This is a genomic window from Hyunsoonleella aquatilis (assembly GCF_014270105.1).
Taxonomy (GTDB): domain Bacteria; phylum Bacteroidota; class Bacteroidia; order Flavobacteriales; family Flavobacteriaceae; genus Jejuia; species Jejuia aquatilis.
The window spans coordinates 13,771-31,632 of the sequence record NZ_JACNMF010000006.1; the positions used below are offsets into that span (position 1 = coordinate 13,771).

The 17,862-nt window shown below is 37.3% G+C and carries 12 protein-coding genes; 8 read left to right on the top strand and 4 right to left on the bottom strand.

From position 1 onward, the window contains the following. Positions 1–71 precede the first annotated feature (71 nt). A complete protein-coding gene (locus H7U19_RS15365; RefSeq protein WP_186563765.1) occupies positions 72–1,565 on the top strand; it encodes a YfcC family protein in 1,494 nt (497 codons plus the stop codon). 12 nt (positions 1,566–1,577) lie between these two features. On the opposite strand, the gene H7U19_RS15370 is transcribed toward H7U19_RS15365, so the two are convergent. The 3 genes from H7U19_RS15370 to amaB form a co-directional block, all read right to left on the bottom strand. Further along, on the bottom strand, positions 1,578–2,360 hold the full coding sequence (locus H7U19_RS15370) for an enoyl-CoA hydratase/isomerase family protein (protein ID WP_186563766.1): 783 nt from the start codon (positions 2,358–2,360) through the stop codon (positions 1,578–1,580). 24 nt (positions 2,361–2,384) lie between these two features. Beyond that, a complete protein-coding gene (locus H7U19_RS15375; protein ID WP_186563767.1) occupies positions 2,385–3,842 on the bottom strand; it encodes a sensor histidine kinase in 1,458 nt (485 codons plus the stop codon). Between the two features lie 463 nt (positions 3,843–4,305). Further along, a complete protein-coding gene (gene amaB / locus H7U19_RS15380) occupies positions 4,306–5,859 on the bottom strand; it encodes an L-piperidine-6-carboxylate dehydrogenase (RefSeq protein ID WP_186563768.1) in 1,554 nt (517 codons plus the stop codon). A 122-nt stretch (positions 5,860–5,981) separates the two neighbouring features. On the opposite strand from amaB, the gene H7U19_RS15385 reads away from it, so the two are divergent. The 6 genes from H7U19_RS15385 to H7U19_RS15410 all read left to right on the top strand — a co-directional run bounded on the left by H7U19_RS15385 (position 5,982) and on the right by H7U19_RS15410 (position 11,425). Further along, complete coding sequence (locus tag H7U19_RS15385; protein ID WP_186563769.1) at positions 5,982–7,031, top strand: isoaspartyl peptidase/L-asparaginase family protein; 1,050 nt, start codon at positions 5,982–5,984, stop codon at positions 7,029–7,031. Positions 7,032–7,114: 83 nt separating this feature from the next. Beyond that, a complete protein-coding gene (locus tag H7U19_RS15390) occupies positions 7,115–7,837 on the top strand; it encodes a DUF6090 family protein (protein ID WP_186563770.1) in 723 nt (240 codons plus the stop codon). A 12-nt stretch (positions 7,838–7,849) separates the two neighbouring features. Further along, entirely contained in the window at positions 7,850–9,160 is a 1,311-nt protein-coding gene (locus H7U19_RS15395; RefSeq protein WP_186563771.1) for a DUF6090 family protein, read from the top strand. Positions 9,161–9,164: 4 nt separating this feature from the next. Next, complete coding sequence (locus H7U19_RS15400; protein ID WP_186563772.1) at positions 9,165–9,926, top strand: DUF6090 family protein; 762 nt, start codon at positions 9,165–9,167, stop codon at positions 9,924–9,926. Between the two features lie 9 nt (positions 9,927–9,935). Next, the gene (locus tag H7U19_RS15405; RefSeq protein ID WP_186563773.1) at positions 9,936–10,703 is read left to right on the top strand and encodes a DUF6090 family protein; all 768 of its coding nucleotides are present in this window, start codon (positions 9,936–9,938) and stop codon (positions 10,701–10,703) included. Then, positions 10,700–11,425 (top strand): DUF6090 family protein, encoded by a 726-nt coding sequence (locus tag H7U19_RS15410; protein WP_186563774.1) that lies wholly within the window; start codon positions 10,700–10,702, stop codon positions 11,423–11,425. Before H7U19_RS15405 ends, H7U19_RS15410 begins: the two co-directional genes overlap by 4 nt. Before the next feature lie 27 nt (positions 11,426–11,452). On the opposite strand, the gene H7U19_RS15415 is transcribed toward H7U19_RS15410, so the two are convergent. Next, positions 11,453–11,956: a CAP domain-containing protein gene (locus tag H7U19_RS15415; protein WP_186563775.1), complete on the bottom strand. Its 504-nt coding sequence runs from the start codon at positions 11,954–11,956 to the stop codon at positions 11,453–11,455. 247 nt (positions 11,957–12,203) lie between these two features. On the opposite strand from H7U19_RS15415, the gene H7U19_RS15420 reads away from it, so the two are divergent. Continuing rightward, on the top strand, positions 12,204–17,774 hold the full coding sequence (locus tag H7U19_RS15420; protein ID WP_186563776.1) for an Ig-like domain-containing alpha-2-macroglobulin family protein: 5,571 nt from the start codon (positions 12,204–12,206) through the stop codon (positions 17,772–17,774). Positions 17,775–17,862: the final 88 nt, after the last annotated feature.

Here is a 17,862-nt window from a genome sequence, read left to right on the forward strand (position 1 = left end):
AAAAATCAATTAACTTAGCTTTTCACTATCGCCCAGCAAATGAATTGTCTAGAAAACAGGCCAAATTTCATATGAAAAAACTAAAGTTCCCATCAGCACAAACCATTCTTATTTTAATTGCTGTTTTCGTAGCTGTATTGACTTGGTTAGTGCCTTCTGGAAAATACGATAGCTTGGGTTATGATGTCTCTAGAAATGCGCTTCAGATAAAAAGTTTGGATAAAACCAAGATCTTACCAGCTACCCAGAACATTTTGGATTCCCTTGGAGTAAACATTCCCATTGAAAAATTTACCAATGGCGATATTTATAAACCCATTGGTATCCCCAACACTTACAAGGAACTGCCTCCCAATCCGCAGGGATGGGCAGAGCTGGCCAAATCTCCCGTCAAAGGCATTATCGCGGCCGCGGATATTATATTTTTGATACTTATCATTGGTGGGCTGATTGGCATAATGAATGCAACGGGAGCATTTGATGCAGGAATTTCGTGGATGGCCAAAACCTTAAAAGGCAGGGAGTTTATTTTAATAATTTTGGTTACTACTCTAATAGCGGCAGGGGGCACTACATTTGGTCTAGCTGAAGAAACCATGGCGTTTTATCCCATTTTGATTCCCGTATTTCTTGCTGCTAGGTATGATGCACTTACTGGCTTGGCTTGCGTTTTTCTAGGTTCTGCAATCGGGACTATGTGTTCCACTATAAATCCATTTTCAACGATAATTGCTTCGGATGCCGCTGGAATCAGTTGGACCAGTGGGCTTCAAAACAGATTAATTATGCTGATTATCTGTGTTGCCATCACTATTTTTTACATTTTGAGATATGCCAAAAAGGTCAAAGCAGACCCTTCTAAATCCTTTGTTTATTCGCAAAAAGAAGAAATTGAAGCCCTTTTTGGAATGAAAACGAATGGCAAGGATGTAGTATTCACCAATAGGTTAAGGTTAATTACTATGGTGTTTTCACTTTGTTTTATCATTATGATCGTGGGTGTATCTTTTCTCGATTGGTGGTTTGTGGAAATGACCACCGTATTTTTGATAGGCGCTATCCTCATTGGGTTTATAGGCCAAATCAAGGAACGTATCTTTATTGAAACCTTTGTTAAAGGGGCTGCGGATTTGTTGAGCGTAGCTTTTATCGTGGGCATAGCCCGAGGCATCACTATTTTAATGGAAGACGGCCTTATTAGCGATACTATTTTATTCCATGCCAGCACCATAACCGAAGGGATGCATAAAGGCGTTTTTGCCAATGTTATGTTGTTTATTTATAGCGGGTTATCCTTTTTTATGCCTTCATCATCCGGTATGGCGGTGTTGACCATGCCCATTATGTCGCCTTTGGCTGAAACCGTAAATATTGGTAGAGAAATCATTGTAGATGCCTACAATTACGGCATGGGGCTGTTTTTCTTAATTAACCCTACCGGATTAATTTTAGCTGCCTTGGCCATCGTCAACATTGGATTTGATAAATGGTTGAAATTTATTTTGCCCTTGTTTATTATCTTGACTCTAGTCACAATGGCTTGGCTGACGTTTTTGGTGTATTAGGGAATCAAACAATTATCGCCCAGGGAAATCAGCCTTCCGTTTTTCTAAAAATGCGGTAGTACCCTCTTCAAAATCTTCGGTACCAAAACAGTTACCAAATTCGGTAATTTCAGTTTGAAAACCATTAACGCCTTTTTTAGTGCTGGCATTAATTGCCCTAACCGCAGCTCCAATAGCTACGGGTGAATTTTGCAGAATTTTAAGTGCTATTTTATGACACAGCGGCAACAATTCTTCCTGAGACGTCACATGGTTGACAAGACCATAATTTAAAGCCTGGTTGGCATCAATCATACTACCCGTCATAATCAGTTCCATTGCGCGCCCTTTGCCTACAAGTTGAGGCAACCGTTGCGTACCCCCATAACCCGGAATAAGCCCCAAAGACACTTCGGGCAAGCCCATTTTGGCATTATCACTGGCTACTCTAAAATGGCATGCCATGGCAAGTTCCAATCCGCCGCCTAATGCAAAACCGTTGACGGCTGCGATAACCGGGGTGGATAAATTCTCCACAAAATCAAAAAGTATTTTTTGACCATTGGTCGCTAAATGCGTGCCTTCTTCTACGTTGAAATCGGCGAATTCACTAATGTCGGCACCCGCAACAAAAGCCTTTTCTCCACTTCCAGTCACAATTATAACTTTTGTGTCTTTATCTTCATCTGTAACATTAAATGCCTCATGTAACTCTTGAATTGTTTCTTGATTTAACGCATTCAACTTTTTAGGTCGATTGATGGTTATTGTTGCAATACCGTCTTCCGATTGAACTAAAATATTATTATAACCCATAATTTGAATATATGAAACTAGTACTTATCCTTTTGGAAACACAACTTTAAACACAGTACCCTTACCTTTTTCAGACTCAAAAGAAATAGTGCCATTATACGTTTCTACTATGTTTTTGACCATAGCCAAACCTAAGCCCATCCCACTGGTTTTTGTAGTAAACTTGGGTTCGAAAACCTTACTTTTATTCTCCTCTGAAACTCCTGTACCATTGTCCGCAACCGTGATATGCACATCGGTGTCCTTTTCGCTAACGTGCACCACAATTTGGGGTGTTTTATCATCTGTTGTAGCCTGGATGCCATTCTTCACCAAATTGGTTACCACACGGATTAATTGTGTCCTATCAAATTTAGCAATTATCTCTTTTTTATCCGAAGTGAATACGATATAATCCTCGTTGAAAATTTCCAGTGCCAGCTTTACAATGTTCACCACATTTAGGGTTTCGTTTTTCTGTGCCGGCATTTTAGCAAAGTTTGAAAATGCCGAGGCAATCGAGCTCATTGTATCAATCTGCTGAATTAGGGTTTTACTGTATTCATCAACCTTTGTGGTGATATTTTCATCATCTGGGTTAAACTTCCTTTGGAAATTTTGTACCGTTAAGCGCATCGGGGTCAAAGGATTTTTAATCTCGTGCGCCACCTGTTTTGCCATTTCACGCCAGGCCTGTTCGCGTTCGCTCGTCGCCAGTTTTACTGCACTTTCCTCCAATTCGTCAATCATTGAATTATAGGAATTGACTAGCGTTGAAATCTCTTCGCTGGTATCGTCAATAACGATTTTTTCATTCCGCTTTTCCAACCTAGTAGCATTGATTTTATCACTAATGGTCTTCAAGGATTTGGTAATATAACTGGATAGGAAAAAGGCAATAGCGATTGCGGCACCCAATATAAACAAGTATGCATAGCCCAAACGCCCTAAAAACTCACTCAGCTCCCGTGCCAGAAAATCATCTTTTTCTAAATAAGGCAGGTTTAAAATTGCAAGAGGTTTAGACCGGTTATCGTACAAATATGTATAGGAGGATTGATAGGCTTCACCGTTTTCCTCAATTTTATCCACAAAGCGATGGGAGGGCCTATTAGAAATAGTATTTAGTATTTCTGTTTCAATACACTTGTCGGCTTCGTTCGGTTTTAGGTCGGCTTTTGAGGTAATCAACAAATTACCTTCCAAATCATATAAATTGATTTGCAGCTTATGGATGTCGGCAATATTGCTGATTTGATCCTTAAAAATTAGGGGGATATTCCTTGTTTTTACTTCCCAAGTGTTCTGTCTGCCGTTCAACACCCTGCGCAAATGGGTTTTTATATTGTCCTCTTTTCGTTGTAACCGTTGTGTATGATAATCGGTAGTTTCTTCATTATACTGATAAATGGCCACTGCGGCGATAAGTACCGAAGCGAGTACCACAAGCAGAATCATAACGATAAAAATACGGGTACGTAAGGATGGGGTTCTTAGTTTCATCTATGGTTTCAATGGACTAAATATAGCAATAATCAAACCAAAATATGCCCTTGGTTTTGGAAAACCAAAAAGCTACCGGATAGGTTGCATTAGGGATTGAACACTTCGACTGCGCTTAGTGCAGGCTAAATATTTGAAATCCCCAATCAGGAGGTTTCGGGACAGGAATTGAATAGTGAAGTATCTATATTCACGATTTCATTAATTTGAAAAATAAACCAATGAGTAAAGCCCGACCCTTGAGTACTCTGGGGTAACGCCTAAATTATTAATAAATAAAATCCATCCAATAATGTGAAATAATCGGCTAATGGAAATCAGAGGTTGAATTGTCAAAACAGAAAACACTTAATTCGATTGTGCTAAACAGGTATTAAAATATTTTACATGTTTGTAGTGCTACCAACCATTTATTAATGTTCAAACCTTGCCCGTATATCCAAACTAGAGCAAGGTTCTTTATTTACAGATCGAACTTAATCCCTTGCGCCAAGGGTAATTCAGTTGTATAATTAATCGTATTTGTTTGACGGCGCATGTAGATTTTCCAAGCATCGGAGCCTGACTCTCGGCCTCCGCCTGTTTCTTTTTCACCTCCAAATGCGCCTCCAATTTCTGCCCCAGAAGTGCCAATATTTACATTGGCAATACCGCAATCTGAACCAGCATGGGATAGAAAACGTTCTGCCTCTCTCAAATTATTGGTCATTATAGCTGAAGACAATCCTTGGGTTACATTATTCTGAATCTCGATAGCATTTTCCACATCACCAGAATATTTCAAAAGGTATAAAACAGGTGCAAAAGTTTCGTGTTGTACAATTTCAAAATGAGGTTGGGCTTCGGCAATGGCCGGTTTTACATAGCAACCGCTTTCGTAGCCCTCACCAGATAATACACCGCCCTCAACTATTATATTTCCCCCTTCTTCTACTACTTTTTTTAGAGCGTCTTTGTACATTTTTACTGCATCGGTGTCAATCAAGGGCCCCACATGGTTGTTCTCATCAAGTGGATTTCCAATTTTTAATTGACCATAGGCATCCACAATTGCGTTTCTTACTTTATCATAAATAGACTCATGAATAATTAATCGTCGGGTAGACGTACAACGTTGGCCGGCAGTTCCCACTGCCCCAAAAACAGCTCCAATTACGGTCATTTTTATATCGGCCTCAGGCGTTACGATGATGGCATTATTCCCCCCTAACTCTAAAAGCGATTTTCCTAAACGTCCTGCCACTTCTTGCGCTACAATTTTACCCATTCGAGTGGAACCAGTAGCAGAAATCAAGGGGATTCGCGTGTCTTTTGTCATAAATTCACCTACTTTATAATCGCCGTTGATTAAACATGAAATCCCTTCAGGCAAATTATTTTCTTTTAGTACTTCGGCTATAATATTTTGACAGGCAACGCCACAAATCGGTGTTTTTTCAGAAGGTTTCCAAACACAAACGTCACCGCAAATCCAAGCCAGCGCAGTATTCCAAGACCACACGGCAACTGGGAAATTAAAGGCTGAAATAATGCCGACAACGCCAAGCGGATGATACTGCTCGTACATGCGGTGTCCGGGGCGTTCGGAATGCATGGTAAGTCCGTGCAATTGTCTTGATAAGCCCACCGCAAAATCACAGATATCAATCATTTCCTGAACTTCGCCAAGTCCTTCTTGATAGCTTTTACCCATTTCGTAGGACACCAATTTACCCAAGGCTTCTTTCTTTTCACGCAGTTTTTCACCAAACTGACGGACAATTTCGCCACGTTGAGGGGCGGGTTTTAGTCGCCAGGTTTTAAAAGCTTTGACGGCAACTTTCATGGCTGTTTCGTAGTCGGCTTTTGTTGTGGTTTCCACTTTGGCAATTAATTGGCCGTCCACAGGGGAATAACTTTCCAATATCTTGCCATTTGCAAAATGAAAACTTCCCGTGGAAGTGCCTTCGTTTACAGCTAATACCCCTAAAGTTTTTAATGCTTGATCTATACCGAAATCAGTCGCAATTACACTCATATATTATTGATTTTACAGATATATCTAAATTATTTGCGAATATACTAATTTAAAGTCTGTTTTGTTAAATTTTATCAATATTAAAATTGATTACCTTTAGAGGCAAATCCATATCAACAGCAATGAAAAACATCCTTTATATTCTAAGTGCTATTATCATTTGTTATTCTTGTAAAGAAAGCCCAAAGAAAATTGAAGAACACACTCAAAATACAACCAAAAAAGCATCATTTGCCATAGTAATTCATGGAGGCGCAGGCAATATTCAACAAAAAAACATGTCTGATGCCAAACAAATACAATATCGGCAAATATTAGAGAAAGCCATTCGGGCTGGACACAGTATTTTAAAAAACGGAGGCACTAGTTTGGATGCAGTGCAACAGGCCATCAATATTTTGGAGGATTCCCCATTATTCAATGCAGGACGGGGTGCTGTTTTGACAAATACTGGGACCTGTGAACATGATGCCTCAATTATGGATGGTAAAATGTTGAACGCTGGGGCTTCTGCAGGCACCAAAACCGTTAAAAACCCGATTAATTTGGCGCGTGCCGTCATGGAACATTCACCCCATGTAATGCTGGCCAGAGATGGAGCGGAAACCTTTGCACAGGAGCAAGGATTGGCTATTGTGGAACCCTCATATTTTTACACTGAAAAAAGCCGAAAATCCTTAGAGTATATAAAAGCTTTGGAAAAAAACAATGAAGTTTCCTTTTACGATACCGATATAAAAGATTCAAAATTTGGAACCGTAGGTTGCGTCGCATTGGACAAACATGGGAATTTAGCCTCCGGAACCTCAACCGGAGGCATGACCAACAAACGTTGGGGACGAATCGGGGATTCGCCGATTATCGGAGCAGGAACATACGCCAACAACAAAACCTGCGCTGTATCCTGTACGGGTTGGGGCGAGTATTTTATCCGTGGGATGGTGGCCCACGATATTTCCGCATTAATGGAATACAAAGGCTTATCGCTGGCCGAAGCTTCAAAAGAGGTTATTCAGAATAAATTACCTAAAATTGGTGATGGTGCCGGAGGTGGGGGCATCATTGCTATTGATAAAAACGGCATGACGGTAACGGAGTTTAACACCAAAAGCATGTTTCGCGCTAGTATGAACGACAAGGGTGAATTAAATATCGCGATGTTCGGCAAGTGACGTAACAATTTAATATATTTAGTACTTATTAATTAGCCAACCCTCTCTACACTTTTAACTTAGCTAGCTTTTAAGCTTTCCTAATGATAAAATTCTTTAGGCGCATACGCCAAAAACTCCTTTCTCAAAATAGCTTCAGGAAATATTTACTTTATGCCATAGGCGAAATAATGCTGGTAATTATTGGTATCTTATTAGCCTTGGCAGTAGCCGATTGGAATGAAAACCGCTTATCCGACCAACGAGAACACGCAAAGCTCCGGCAGGTTAAAAAAGGACTGAAAACCGATTTACATTTTATAGACAGTCTTTATACAAGAGATGTCGAAGCCATTGAAAAGGCTTCTTTATTAGATAGCTTGTTAAAATCTCCAAGAACAAAACCAGACGCCTATTATAACCCACTTTTTGGAAACATATACGGAATGCGATTTGTAAATATAAATTCTGCATACTATGAAGACCTAAAGTCTTTTGGATACGACAAAATTAAAAATGAAGCACTGCGACTTCAGCTCATTCAAGTTTTTGAACGAGATTATTTACAAATTCGAGGCTTACTAACCAACGAACAAAGCATTAACCAAGTCAACAGACCTTATTATCTTAAAAACTTTAATCAATTGGCATTTTGGGATTATGCAGTTCCCAATAATATAGATCAAATCTGGAACGATAGCTATTACCAAAATATTGTTAATTACAGATTGATAACATTACGTGCCAACCAAGGCGATATTTATCCCAGGAGCATAAAAAATATACAAATATTATTAGGGATGATTGACGAATATCTGAATGAATAAAGGTGATACACTATGATAAAATTCTTTAGAAAAATACGCCAAAAACTCCTCTCTGAAAATAAGTTTTCAAAGTATCTGTTATACGCTATTGGCGAAATTGTGCTCGTGGTGATTGGGATTTTGATTGCATTGCAGGTAAACAACTGGAACCAAAATCGCCTTCAAGAAAAAAAACTGAGTCAGACCCTAAAGGTATTAGCCTCTAATATTGAATCTGACATCAATGCCTTAAAATTATTGAAATTTGCACGAGAAAGAGCAGGCTTACAAGCAGATTCAATCGCGAAATTTTATTTCGCAGAAAAAGACGGTGTTGCAGTTTATAATTTAAAAAAAATCTCGCAAGAGCAAGCTAACTTTTTTTCCCTGTCCTTTAAGGAAGTCATAGCTACCATTCAACATGAGCCCGACTTAAGTGTCATTGAATCTTTAAAAAGATCGGAAAATTTCAGCAACCTACAAGCAACCGATATTATAAAAATGATTAACGCTTATTACGCGGTAAATAAAAACCTTCAGCGTACTGAATTAAAACATAACGACAACATAAATGAACTTTATCAGGAATGGGATAAAACTTTTAGGAACAATTATGCGAACCTTTTTTCCAATCCATGGTCATTTAGCAATGCTTCTTTTGAAGAATTGTACCCCAATTATGAAAGGATTGCAAATAATCAATTATCAAAAAACCTCTACTACCCCAACGCTAAATTTGAAGCGGATAAAATTATTAAGTTATATGACGCTCTTATACAACTTGGAGATGGTATTGTAAATATGGTATCTAATAATCAAAGGTATTTTGATGCTGTCACTAAAGCAAATTTTGAAAACAGAAATGCAATACCTACTAATCCTGCTGTTTTATCCATGTTAGTAGACGGTAAATTAATCTCAGGTTTTAACTATGATTATGCTTCGTCAGCTCCTATTACAAATAATGTAACTAGCGAAAATGGTTATGCCTCATTTCATTATCCCGATAATACATTAGATTGGTTTGCAACCCTAATCAATATTGATGCATTAAACGGAAGAATTTCCTATTTAGATTTTTCTAAATACAGCACACTAACATTAGAGATGAAAGGCGAAACTGGAGGCGAGACTTTTGAGGTTACAATGAAAGATATAATTGACCCACCAGATGGTTCTGAGAAACGAGCTTTAGTAACCTTAACGGATCAGTGGCAAACCTATACATTCAATCTAAATGAATTTGAAACAGCAGATAAAAGTATGATTCAGGTGCCCTTGGCAATAGTCTTTCAAGGCCCTAAAGGCATGACTATTCATGTAAAAACTATAAAGTTTCGTTAGGCTTATGATTAAATTCTTTAGAAAAATTCGTCAAAAACTCCTTTCTGAAAACAAGTTTTCAAAGTATCTGCTTTATGCCATTGGCGAGATTGTGCTAGTGGTGATTGGGATTTTGATTGCGCTCCAGATTAATAATTTAAACGAAGAAAGAAAACTTCTTAACAAAAGAGACAGCTTAATATCCTCACTTATTGAAGATTTTGAATTCAATACGACAGAAATTAAAACCATTTTGTTGCTATCCGAAAAACAGTTAAACACAATGGATAATTACTTTAACTTAATCTCTCAAACGAATCAAACGGTTTCTGTAGATTCATTAAGAACCCTAGCTCGTTCTTTTTTTACTTACGAAACATTTATTCCTAATATGACTGCTTATAATGAGGCGGAATCTAGTGGTAATTTAAGCTTACTTAATTATAAATTATTACTACAAGAATTCACAAAACTACAACAAGAAATTGAGTCTCTACAATTGTATAACAAAGCTGGAATTTACACATTCCATGACGGTTCAAGTTGGGAATTTCGAAAAACCGTAGAACCCGGAACCATATACAACAGTATCTACTCTGGTTCAACCGCAAAGGATATTCCGTATTCAGACTATCAACGCATTATGCAATCACCCCTGGCAAAGAATGCCTTACAGAACCAAAACATGATGATAGGAAATTGTTATCATATTTTAAAAAGAATGCTTAATCACTCCGAAAATATTCTTGAAATTCTTAACAAAATGAAATCACCCAAAAAAGTTTAATAACAATAAATGATTAAATTTTTCCGTAAAATCCGCCAAAAACTACTCTCCGAAAACAAGTTTTCAAAGTACCTGCTTTATGCCATTGGCGAAATTGTGCTGGTGGTGATAGGAATATTAATCGCACTTCAAATAAATAATACGAATGAGCGTAGGTTAGAGCGGTTTGAAGAGATAAAATTATTGGAGAACTTAAAGGTAGATTTTCAACAAACTATTCGTGAGTTCCAGGGAATGAATATAAATAGAGATAGTATCCTATTTGCAAATTATTCACTAACGGATTTAAAGACCAAAGGCGACTTTAATAATGAGCGCAAAATAGATACGCTGTTGGCTACAACATTTATATGTCCAACATTTAATGGGAAGTCTAGTTCGCTAATGATGCTTTTTAACTCCGGAAAAATTAATATTTTAAAAAACGAAGCCTTAAAAACCCTACTTTTTTCTTGGCCCTCGGAAATTGAGGATATGACTGAAGGTGAAATTGATTCCAAGTTAATAACATATAATTTTTACATCCCAATCATAAGGCAATATGTTAACATTTCGTCTATTACTAGAACTACAACTATCTTACCTATAAAAATACGCAACAGAGATTCGGCTATTTTAAATGATTATATGGGACTTTTGAATAATAGAGAATTTGAAAATCTTTTATATCAGCTTGAATTATTAACTCTTGACAATATACAGGAAACCAAAAGTTTGATTAGGATAGCAGAATCGATTATTGAAATAATTAATTCAGAACTAGAACAATATAAATGATTAAATTCTTCCGTAATATCCGCCAAAAACTCCTTTCTGAAAATAAGTTTTCAAAATATCTGCTTTATGCCATTGGTGAAATTGTGCTCGTGGTGATTGGGATTTTGATTGCGCTTCAGATTAATAATTGGAATGAATATCAAAAAGAACGTAAAGTTGAAATTGAAATATTAAAAGAAATTCAAAATAACCTCAATCAAGATATCATTAATTTAAATACAAAAATTGATGAAACCGACAATTCATCAATGGCCAATAAAAAAGTTTTGGAACATCTAAAAAACAAAACACCTCTATCGGATTCTTTAAAAAAGTCTTATGCGCTTTTAGGTAGCTTCGGCACATTTAGACCAATTACAGCTGGGTATGAAAATTTAAAATCAAAAGGTGTGGATATTATCCAAAATAAGGAATTACGCAATGCCATCACGAAACTATACGATTTCCAATATTTTTATTTCGTAGAGGATTTAATTTATGCCATTGATGACTTTCGAAGTGATAAATCATCTTATGTTAACGACAAAGTCTTTTGGGAAGAAAATGTTAGAAATTATAGTGCTCAGCCTATCAATTTGGAAGCACTTTACAACGATGACACCTTCAAAGGCTATTTGTCGTCATCAATCGTTCTACAAAACTGGATGAAAATAAGGCGGAGTGCTGGAATTCAACAAATTAATGAGGTGATTCAACTTATTGAAAATGAGTTAAAAAAATGATCAAATTCTTTAGAAAATCCGCAAAAATCAGGTATTTGCATTTCTCTTCTTAAAGAAAAGCTGCGTGTAGTAATAAGTTCCATTGCCATTCTTTACAACCGCAATACCAATATGCGTAAAATCACCTTCAATATTTCTGCGGTGTCCTGAACTGTTTAACCAAGCTTCCATTACGGCTTCTGCATTTCGTTGCCCATAGGCCACATTTTCACCAGTTCTTGAAGCGTTTGCTTCCGCGAATAATCTATCCGAACGTTTATCAAAATCATCATGACTAATATCGCGTTGTTCAATCATGTATAAAGTATGTTCGTAAGCTAAATCATTGGCCAAGGTGTTAAATTCCAAAGGAACTTTTCCAATACTGGCTCTGTGTGCATTTACAATCTGTAAAATTTCATCCACCATTGAAAGTGTTTCTGATAATTCAACATCTTCTTCTGAAACATCGTCTTTAGAACAAGATGTAAAAGCTACCATCAAAATAAAACAGCATAGAATTGCGTAGGTTTTTAAATGAAGTGTTTTCATAATACAAGTAGATATGGGTACTGAAATATACGAGTATCAACGTTTTAGGGATGGATAAATTTTAGAAAATCGTCCATTGAACACATAAACATGCCATTCATCGGTGTTTTTACGCTTCAACTAAAACCTTAAGACTAATTTAACATCTGCTAAAAACTAAACTCCAAAATCCCAACGTAATTAAATTAACGAGATTCTACCTACGCTTTCGTTTTTTAAGTAATTTGTTCATTTAAATATCACCTTCATGTCATTCAAAAAACTCCTTGCCGTTGCAATCGTAATTGGACTAGCAACATCTTGTAAAAAGAAAGCTGTAGAAACCGATAATATTTTCAAATTCCGAGATTATGTGAGTTACACGACTTCGGGAATGACTTCGGTAGCAAATCCTATTCAAATTAATTTGGCCAACGAAGTTGAAGGTTGGGAAATGGGTGCCGAAATAACCGATAATATAATCGTTATAAAACCACATGTTGAAGGTGTGTTAAAGGTTGCCAATAAACACACGCTACTATTTACACCCGATGAATATTTAGAACCAAATACCGAATATACGGTTACCGTAAAACTAAAAGACATTTATAAAAATATGCCGAATGGTTTTGAAAATTACACCTTTCAGTTTAAAACCATAACCCCTAGTTTTAATGTGGTTACGAGGAGTTTACAATCATACAGCAAAGAGTGGCAATATCTAGAAGGTGTTATAAAATCTGCAGATATTATTACTGTTGAAGACGCCAAAACTTTAGTTGAAGCCTCTCAAAACGGAAAAAATTTAGCAATTGTTTTTAATGAATTGAATAAAAGTTCCAAACATTTCGAGTTTAAAATTGATAGTATTAATAGGTTAGTTGATGACAGCAAAATTCTTGTAAAATGGAATGGAAAAGCCATTAAAGCTGAGAATAAAGGTGAAAATACCGTCTTAATTCCCGGGAAAAACAACTTCACAATTGTGGATACTGAAGTTACACAATCCCCTGAACAATTTTTATCCATTAACTTTTCAGACCCTTTAAAAAAACAACAGAATTTTGAGGGTTTAGTCTCTATTCAAAAGGTTAAAAACCCACGATATATAGTTGAAGGTAATGTACTAAAAGTATATCCAGTAAGTAAACTGGTTGGCAATATTCAGGTGGATGTGTTTCAAGGCATAAAAAACACTGATGGTTATAAATTGAAAAAACCATTTTCTGAAACTATCGCTTTTGAAGATTTAAAACCACAAGTACGATTAATTAGCAACGGCACCATTTTACCAAATTCCCAAGAATTAAAATTCAATTTTGAAGCGGTGAATTTAAGTGCTGTTGATGTACGCGTGATTAAAATTTTTGAAGACAATGTCCTTCAGTTTTTACAAGACAATAATTTAAATAGCAATAACCGATACGATATTAAAAAGGTTGGACGTCGTATTGCAAAACAAACGATACAACTGCAAACCCCTTCTGAAAACACAGGGAAATGGAAAGCCTACAGTATCGATTTATCAAAGTTTTTTAAAGCCGATGCTGGCGCAATTTATCGCGTTGAATTAAGTTACGAACGTCGCTATTCTTTATACAATTGTGAAGCCAATGCTGGCGCATCAAATTCAGAAAATGATGACTATGACAACTATTACGAAGGCGTGTATTATGATGAAGAATTTGATGATTTAGCATCAGAAGACGAAAATTTACGTGAAGAAATGTATTGGGACAATCTGCTGTATCGTTACAAAAATTACCGATACAATTGGCGCGAGGAACAAAACCCTTGTCACGATGCGTATTATAACGAACGTAAAATTGTATCGCAGAATTTATTGGCTTCAAACTTGGGTGTTATTGCAAAACGAGGTGCCAATAACTCCTATTATTTTGCGGTGACGAATATAATAAATACTGAACCTGAAGCGAATGCCAAAGTATCGCTGTACAATTTTCAGCAACAGGAATTAGCTACTAAAACTACGGATGCAGAAGGCTTAACCACAATTGATGCCGATAAGCATGCTAATTTTGCTATCGTTTCAAAAGGAAACAATACAACTTACGTAAAACTTCAAGATGGTAACTCTTTGTCATTGAGCAAGTTTGATGTTTCAGGACATCGTTTACAGCGCGGACTTAAAGGGTATTTATACGGCGAACGAGGCGTTTGGCGACCGGGAGATACTTTGCACTTGACCTTTATGTTGAATGACAATGCGAATCCGTTACCTAAACGTCATCCTATAAAATTGGAGATTACAGACCCTAATGGCAAACTAGTATATAAAAATGTAACGTCAGATAACCTCAATAATTTTTACAAGTTTACGGTTCCGACTTCTACCGAAGATAAAACGGGTAATTACAATGCTAAAGTTTCGGTTGGTGGTGCTACTTTTAATAAGACGCTTAAAATTGAAACGGTAAAGCCTAATCGACTAAAAATTAAAATTGATTTTGATGATGATATACTTTCTAGCAAAAAGCCTCTTAAAGGCGATTTGGATGTAAAATGGCTTCATGGAGCACCTGGAAAAAACTTAAAAGCTGAAGTAAAAGCAAAATTCAGTGCCTCTTACACCGCTTTTGAAAATTATAAAAACTACTCCTTTAATGACCCAACCCGAAAATTTCAAACCGAAGAAATTAATGTGTTTGAAGGCAAAGTAAATGAAGAAGGTTTAGCTAACATCAACAAAAAACTGAATATTGGGAAAAATGCTCCAGGTATGCTAAATGTGCAATTTTTAGTGCGTGCTTTTGAAAATGGGGGTGATTTCTCGATGGATGCGTTTACTAAAAAATATGCGCCTTACAGTTCATTTGTGGGCTTGCGTTCTCCTAAAGGAAATGCTTATGGTTCGTTTTTTACAGATGAAAATCAGACGTTTGATATAGTTGTGGTTGATGAAAACGGCAAACCTGTAAAGCGTAATAACCTTCAAGTTAAAATTTATAAAGTGGAATGGCGCTGGTGGTGGAACTCCTCCTATGATGATTTGGCAAACTATGTATCCAGTAGTTATCATCGCCCTTTTAAATCTATGAAAGTCAATACCGATGCCAATGGTAAAGCGAATTTCACCATAAATATTCCAGATGAAGACCGTGGTCGTTACCTCATCAGAGTCCTTGATTCTGAAAGTGGACATGCCACAGGAAGAACGGCGTATTTCTATAAAAACTGGTGGCAAAAAGCACCTTCCAGTGATAAAGAAGCCGCGAAAATGTTGGTGTTTTCAGCAGACAAAGAAAATTATAATGTGGGCGAAACCGCTAAAGTGACGTTTGCTTCCGGAAGCGAAGGTCGTGCCTTAGTGAGCATTGAAAACGGCACTGAAGTTCTGGATTATAAATGGGTAAAAACAAGTAAAGGCGAAACCGTTGTTGATGTGCCAATTACTGAGGAAATGGCACCTAATGTGTTCGTGAATATTTCGTTATTACAACCTCATGCTATTACGGCAAACGATTTACCAATCAGGCTATATGGCGTGATTCCGATAATGGTGGAAAATCCAAAAACCAAATTGCATCCAGAATTACGGATGCCCGATAAACTAAAACCAGAACAAACCTTTGAAGTAAAAATATCTGAAAAAGATAATAAACCTATGACTTATACAATTGCTATGGTCGAGGAAGGTTTATTGGATTTAACCCGATTTAAAACCCCGAATGCGTGGAATGAATTTTACAAACGAGAAGCTTTGGGCGTAAAAACTTGGGATGTGTTTGATGATGTTATTGGGGCGTATTCTGGTAGTATTGATCAGGTGTTTGCCATTGGTGGTGATGGTAGCGCTACAGGTGGGAAAAACAAAAAAGCGAATCGTTTTAAGCCTGTGGTATCATATTTGGGCCCGTTTAAATTAGATGCTGGAAAAACAAAAACACATCAAATAAAATTACCAAATTATATAGGTTCAGTGAGAACAATGGTTGTGGCTGGAAATAATGATAATGAAACTTATGGAAGCACTGATAAAACCGTTCCTGTTAAGAAACCGTTGATGGTATTGGCTACTTTACCTCGAAAGTTAAGCCCCGGTGAAAAAGTAACCCTGCCCGTAACGGTTTTTGCAATGGAACCTAAAGTGAAAAACGTCAATATCAGTTTGAAACTAAGTGATGGTATTTCAATTGTTGGCGATGCCAAAAAGACCTTAAGTTTTGCAAAACCCGACGAGCGGATGACGTATTTTGAATTGGATGTGAGTAAAGCCAAAGGCATCAATACTGTTGAAGTGATTGCGACCGGACATGGTGAAAAATCGAGCTATAAAGTAGAGTTGGATGTGGTGAACACCAATCCGATTACCTCCAAATCCATTGACAAAACCTTGACTACAAATGCCTCTGAAATCTTAAACTTTTCAACCTTTGGTGTAGCAGGGACAAATTCGGCAACGGTGGAGTTTTCCACCTTGCCTCCAATGGATTTTACAAGACGTTTGGAATACTTAATCCGTTATCCACATGGCTGTGTGGAACAAACCACATCAAGTGTATTTCCACAGTTATTTTTAGAAGACATTTTTGATTTGACTTTTGAAAAGAAACAAAAAATTCGTGATAATGTTGAAAAAGGCATCAAACGTTTAGGGCATTTCCAGAGACCACATGGCGGTTTGAGTTATTGGATGGGTGAAAATAGTGCCAACGATTGGGGTACAAGTTATGCAGGTCATTTTATGATTGAAGCCGAAAAGAAAGGCTACGTATTGCCATTAACTTTTAAAAGCAATTGGTTGAAATATCAAAAACAGGCGGCTAGAAATTGGCGCCCAAGTTATAGACGTTATAATTCTGACTTGGCACAGGCTTACAGACTATACACACTAGCTTTAGCTGGCAGTCCAGATTTGGCAAGTATGAACCGCTTGCGTGAATTCAGCGAAATCTCCAATGAGGCCAAATGGCGCTTGGCGGCCGCTTATGCTTTGGCAGGACAAAAAGAAGCCAGCGAGGAACTATCCCAGTCGGCTAATATTGAGTTTAAATCGTTACGTTATAACTATTATACTTATGGTTCTGTAGATAGAAACCGTGCTATGGCTTTAGAAACTATGGTGTTGACCAACAATCCTAAAACCAGAGTATTGGCAGAAACCATTGCCAAGGATTTATCGAGTAACCGCTGGATGAGTACTCAGACAACCGCTTATAGCCTATTGGCGATGGCCAAAATGGTAACGGCCAATGGAGGCAAATCCTTAAATATCAATTACAGCATCAATGGAAAAACTGAAACTATAACTACTAAAAATGCAATTGCGCAACGGCCACTTAATATTAAGGACGGCACCAATAGTTTTTTGGTGAACAATACCAAAGACAATGTAGTTTATATTCGCATTTTGAATTCGGGGAAATTACCTTTGGGCCAGGAATTAGTCGAGCAACGTGGGTTAAGCGTATCCGTGCGCTATAAGGATTTGAGAGGGAATACTATCGATGTTTCCAATTTGCATCAAGGTCAGGACTTTGTGGCAACGGTGAGTGTAAGCAACCTTAAAGACAATGCCGTAAAGGATGTAGCACTAACCGAAATATTCCCTTCGGGCTGGGAAATTGTCAATACACGTTTTACAGCTTTTGGAAATTCCACAACCAGTCAGGCTAGACATAGCGATATTCGCGATGACCGTGTGTATTTCTATTTTGATTTGCCAGAAAAAGGAAAACACGGTACCAAAACCTTTAACGTGATGCTGAATGCGGCTTATTTAGGCACCTATTATTTGCCCGGTATTCAATCGGAAGCGATGTATGATGATGAGTTTTTGGTGAGGACTAAAGGGCGGTGGGTAACTGTTAGGCAGTAATGACACATTTGACTTTGTCAGAAAAAAATACGAATTTCGTTTAATGTCTAACGTAAGCCATTGAAAGGGCGCATATCCGTGCCAACAT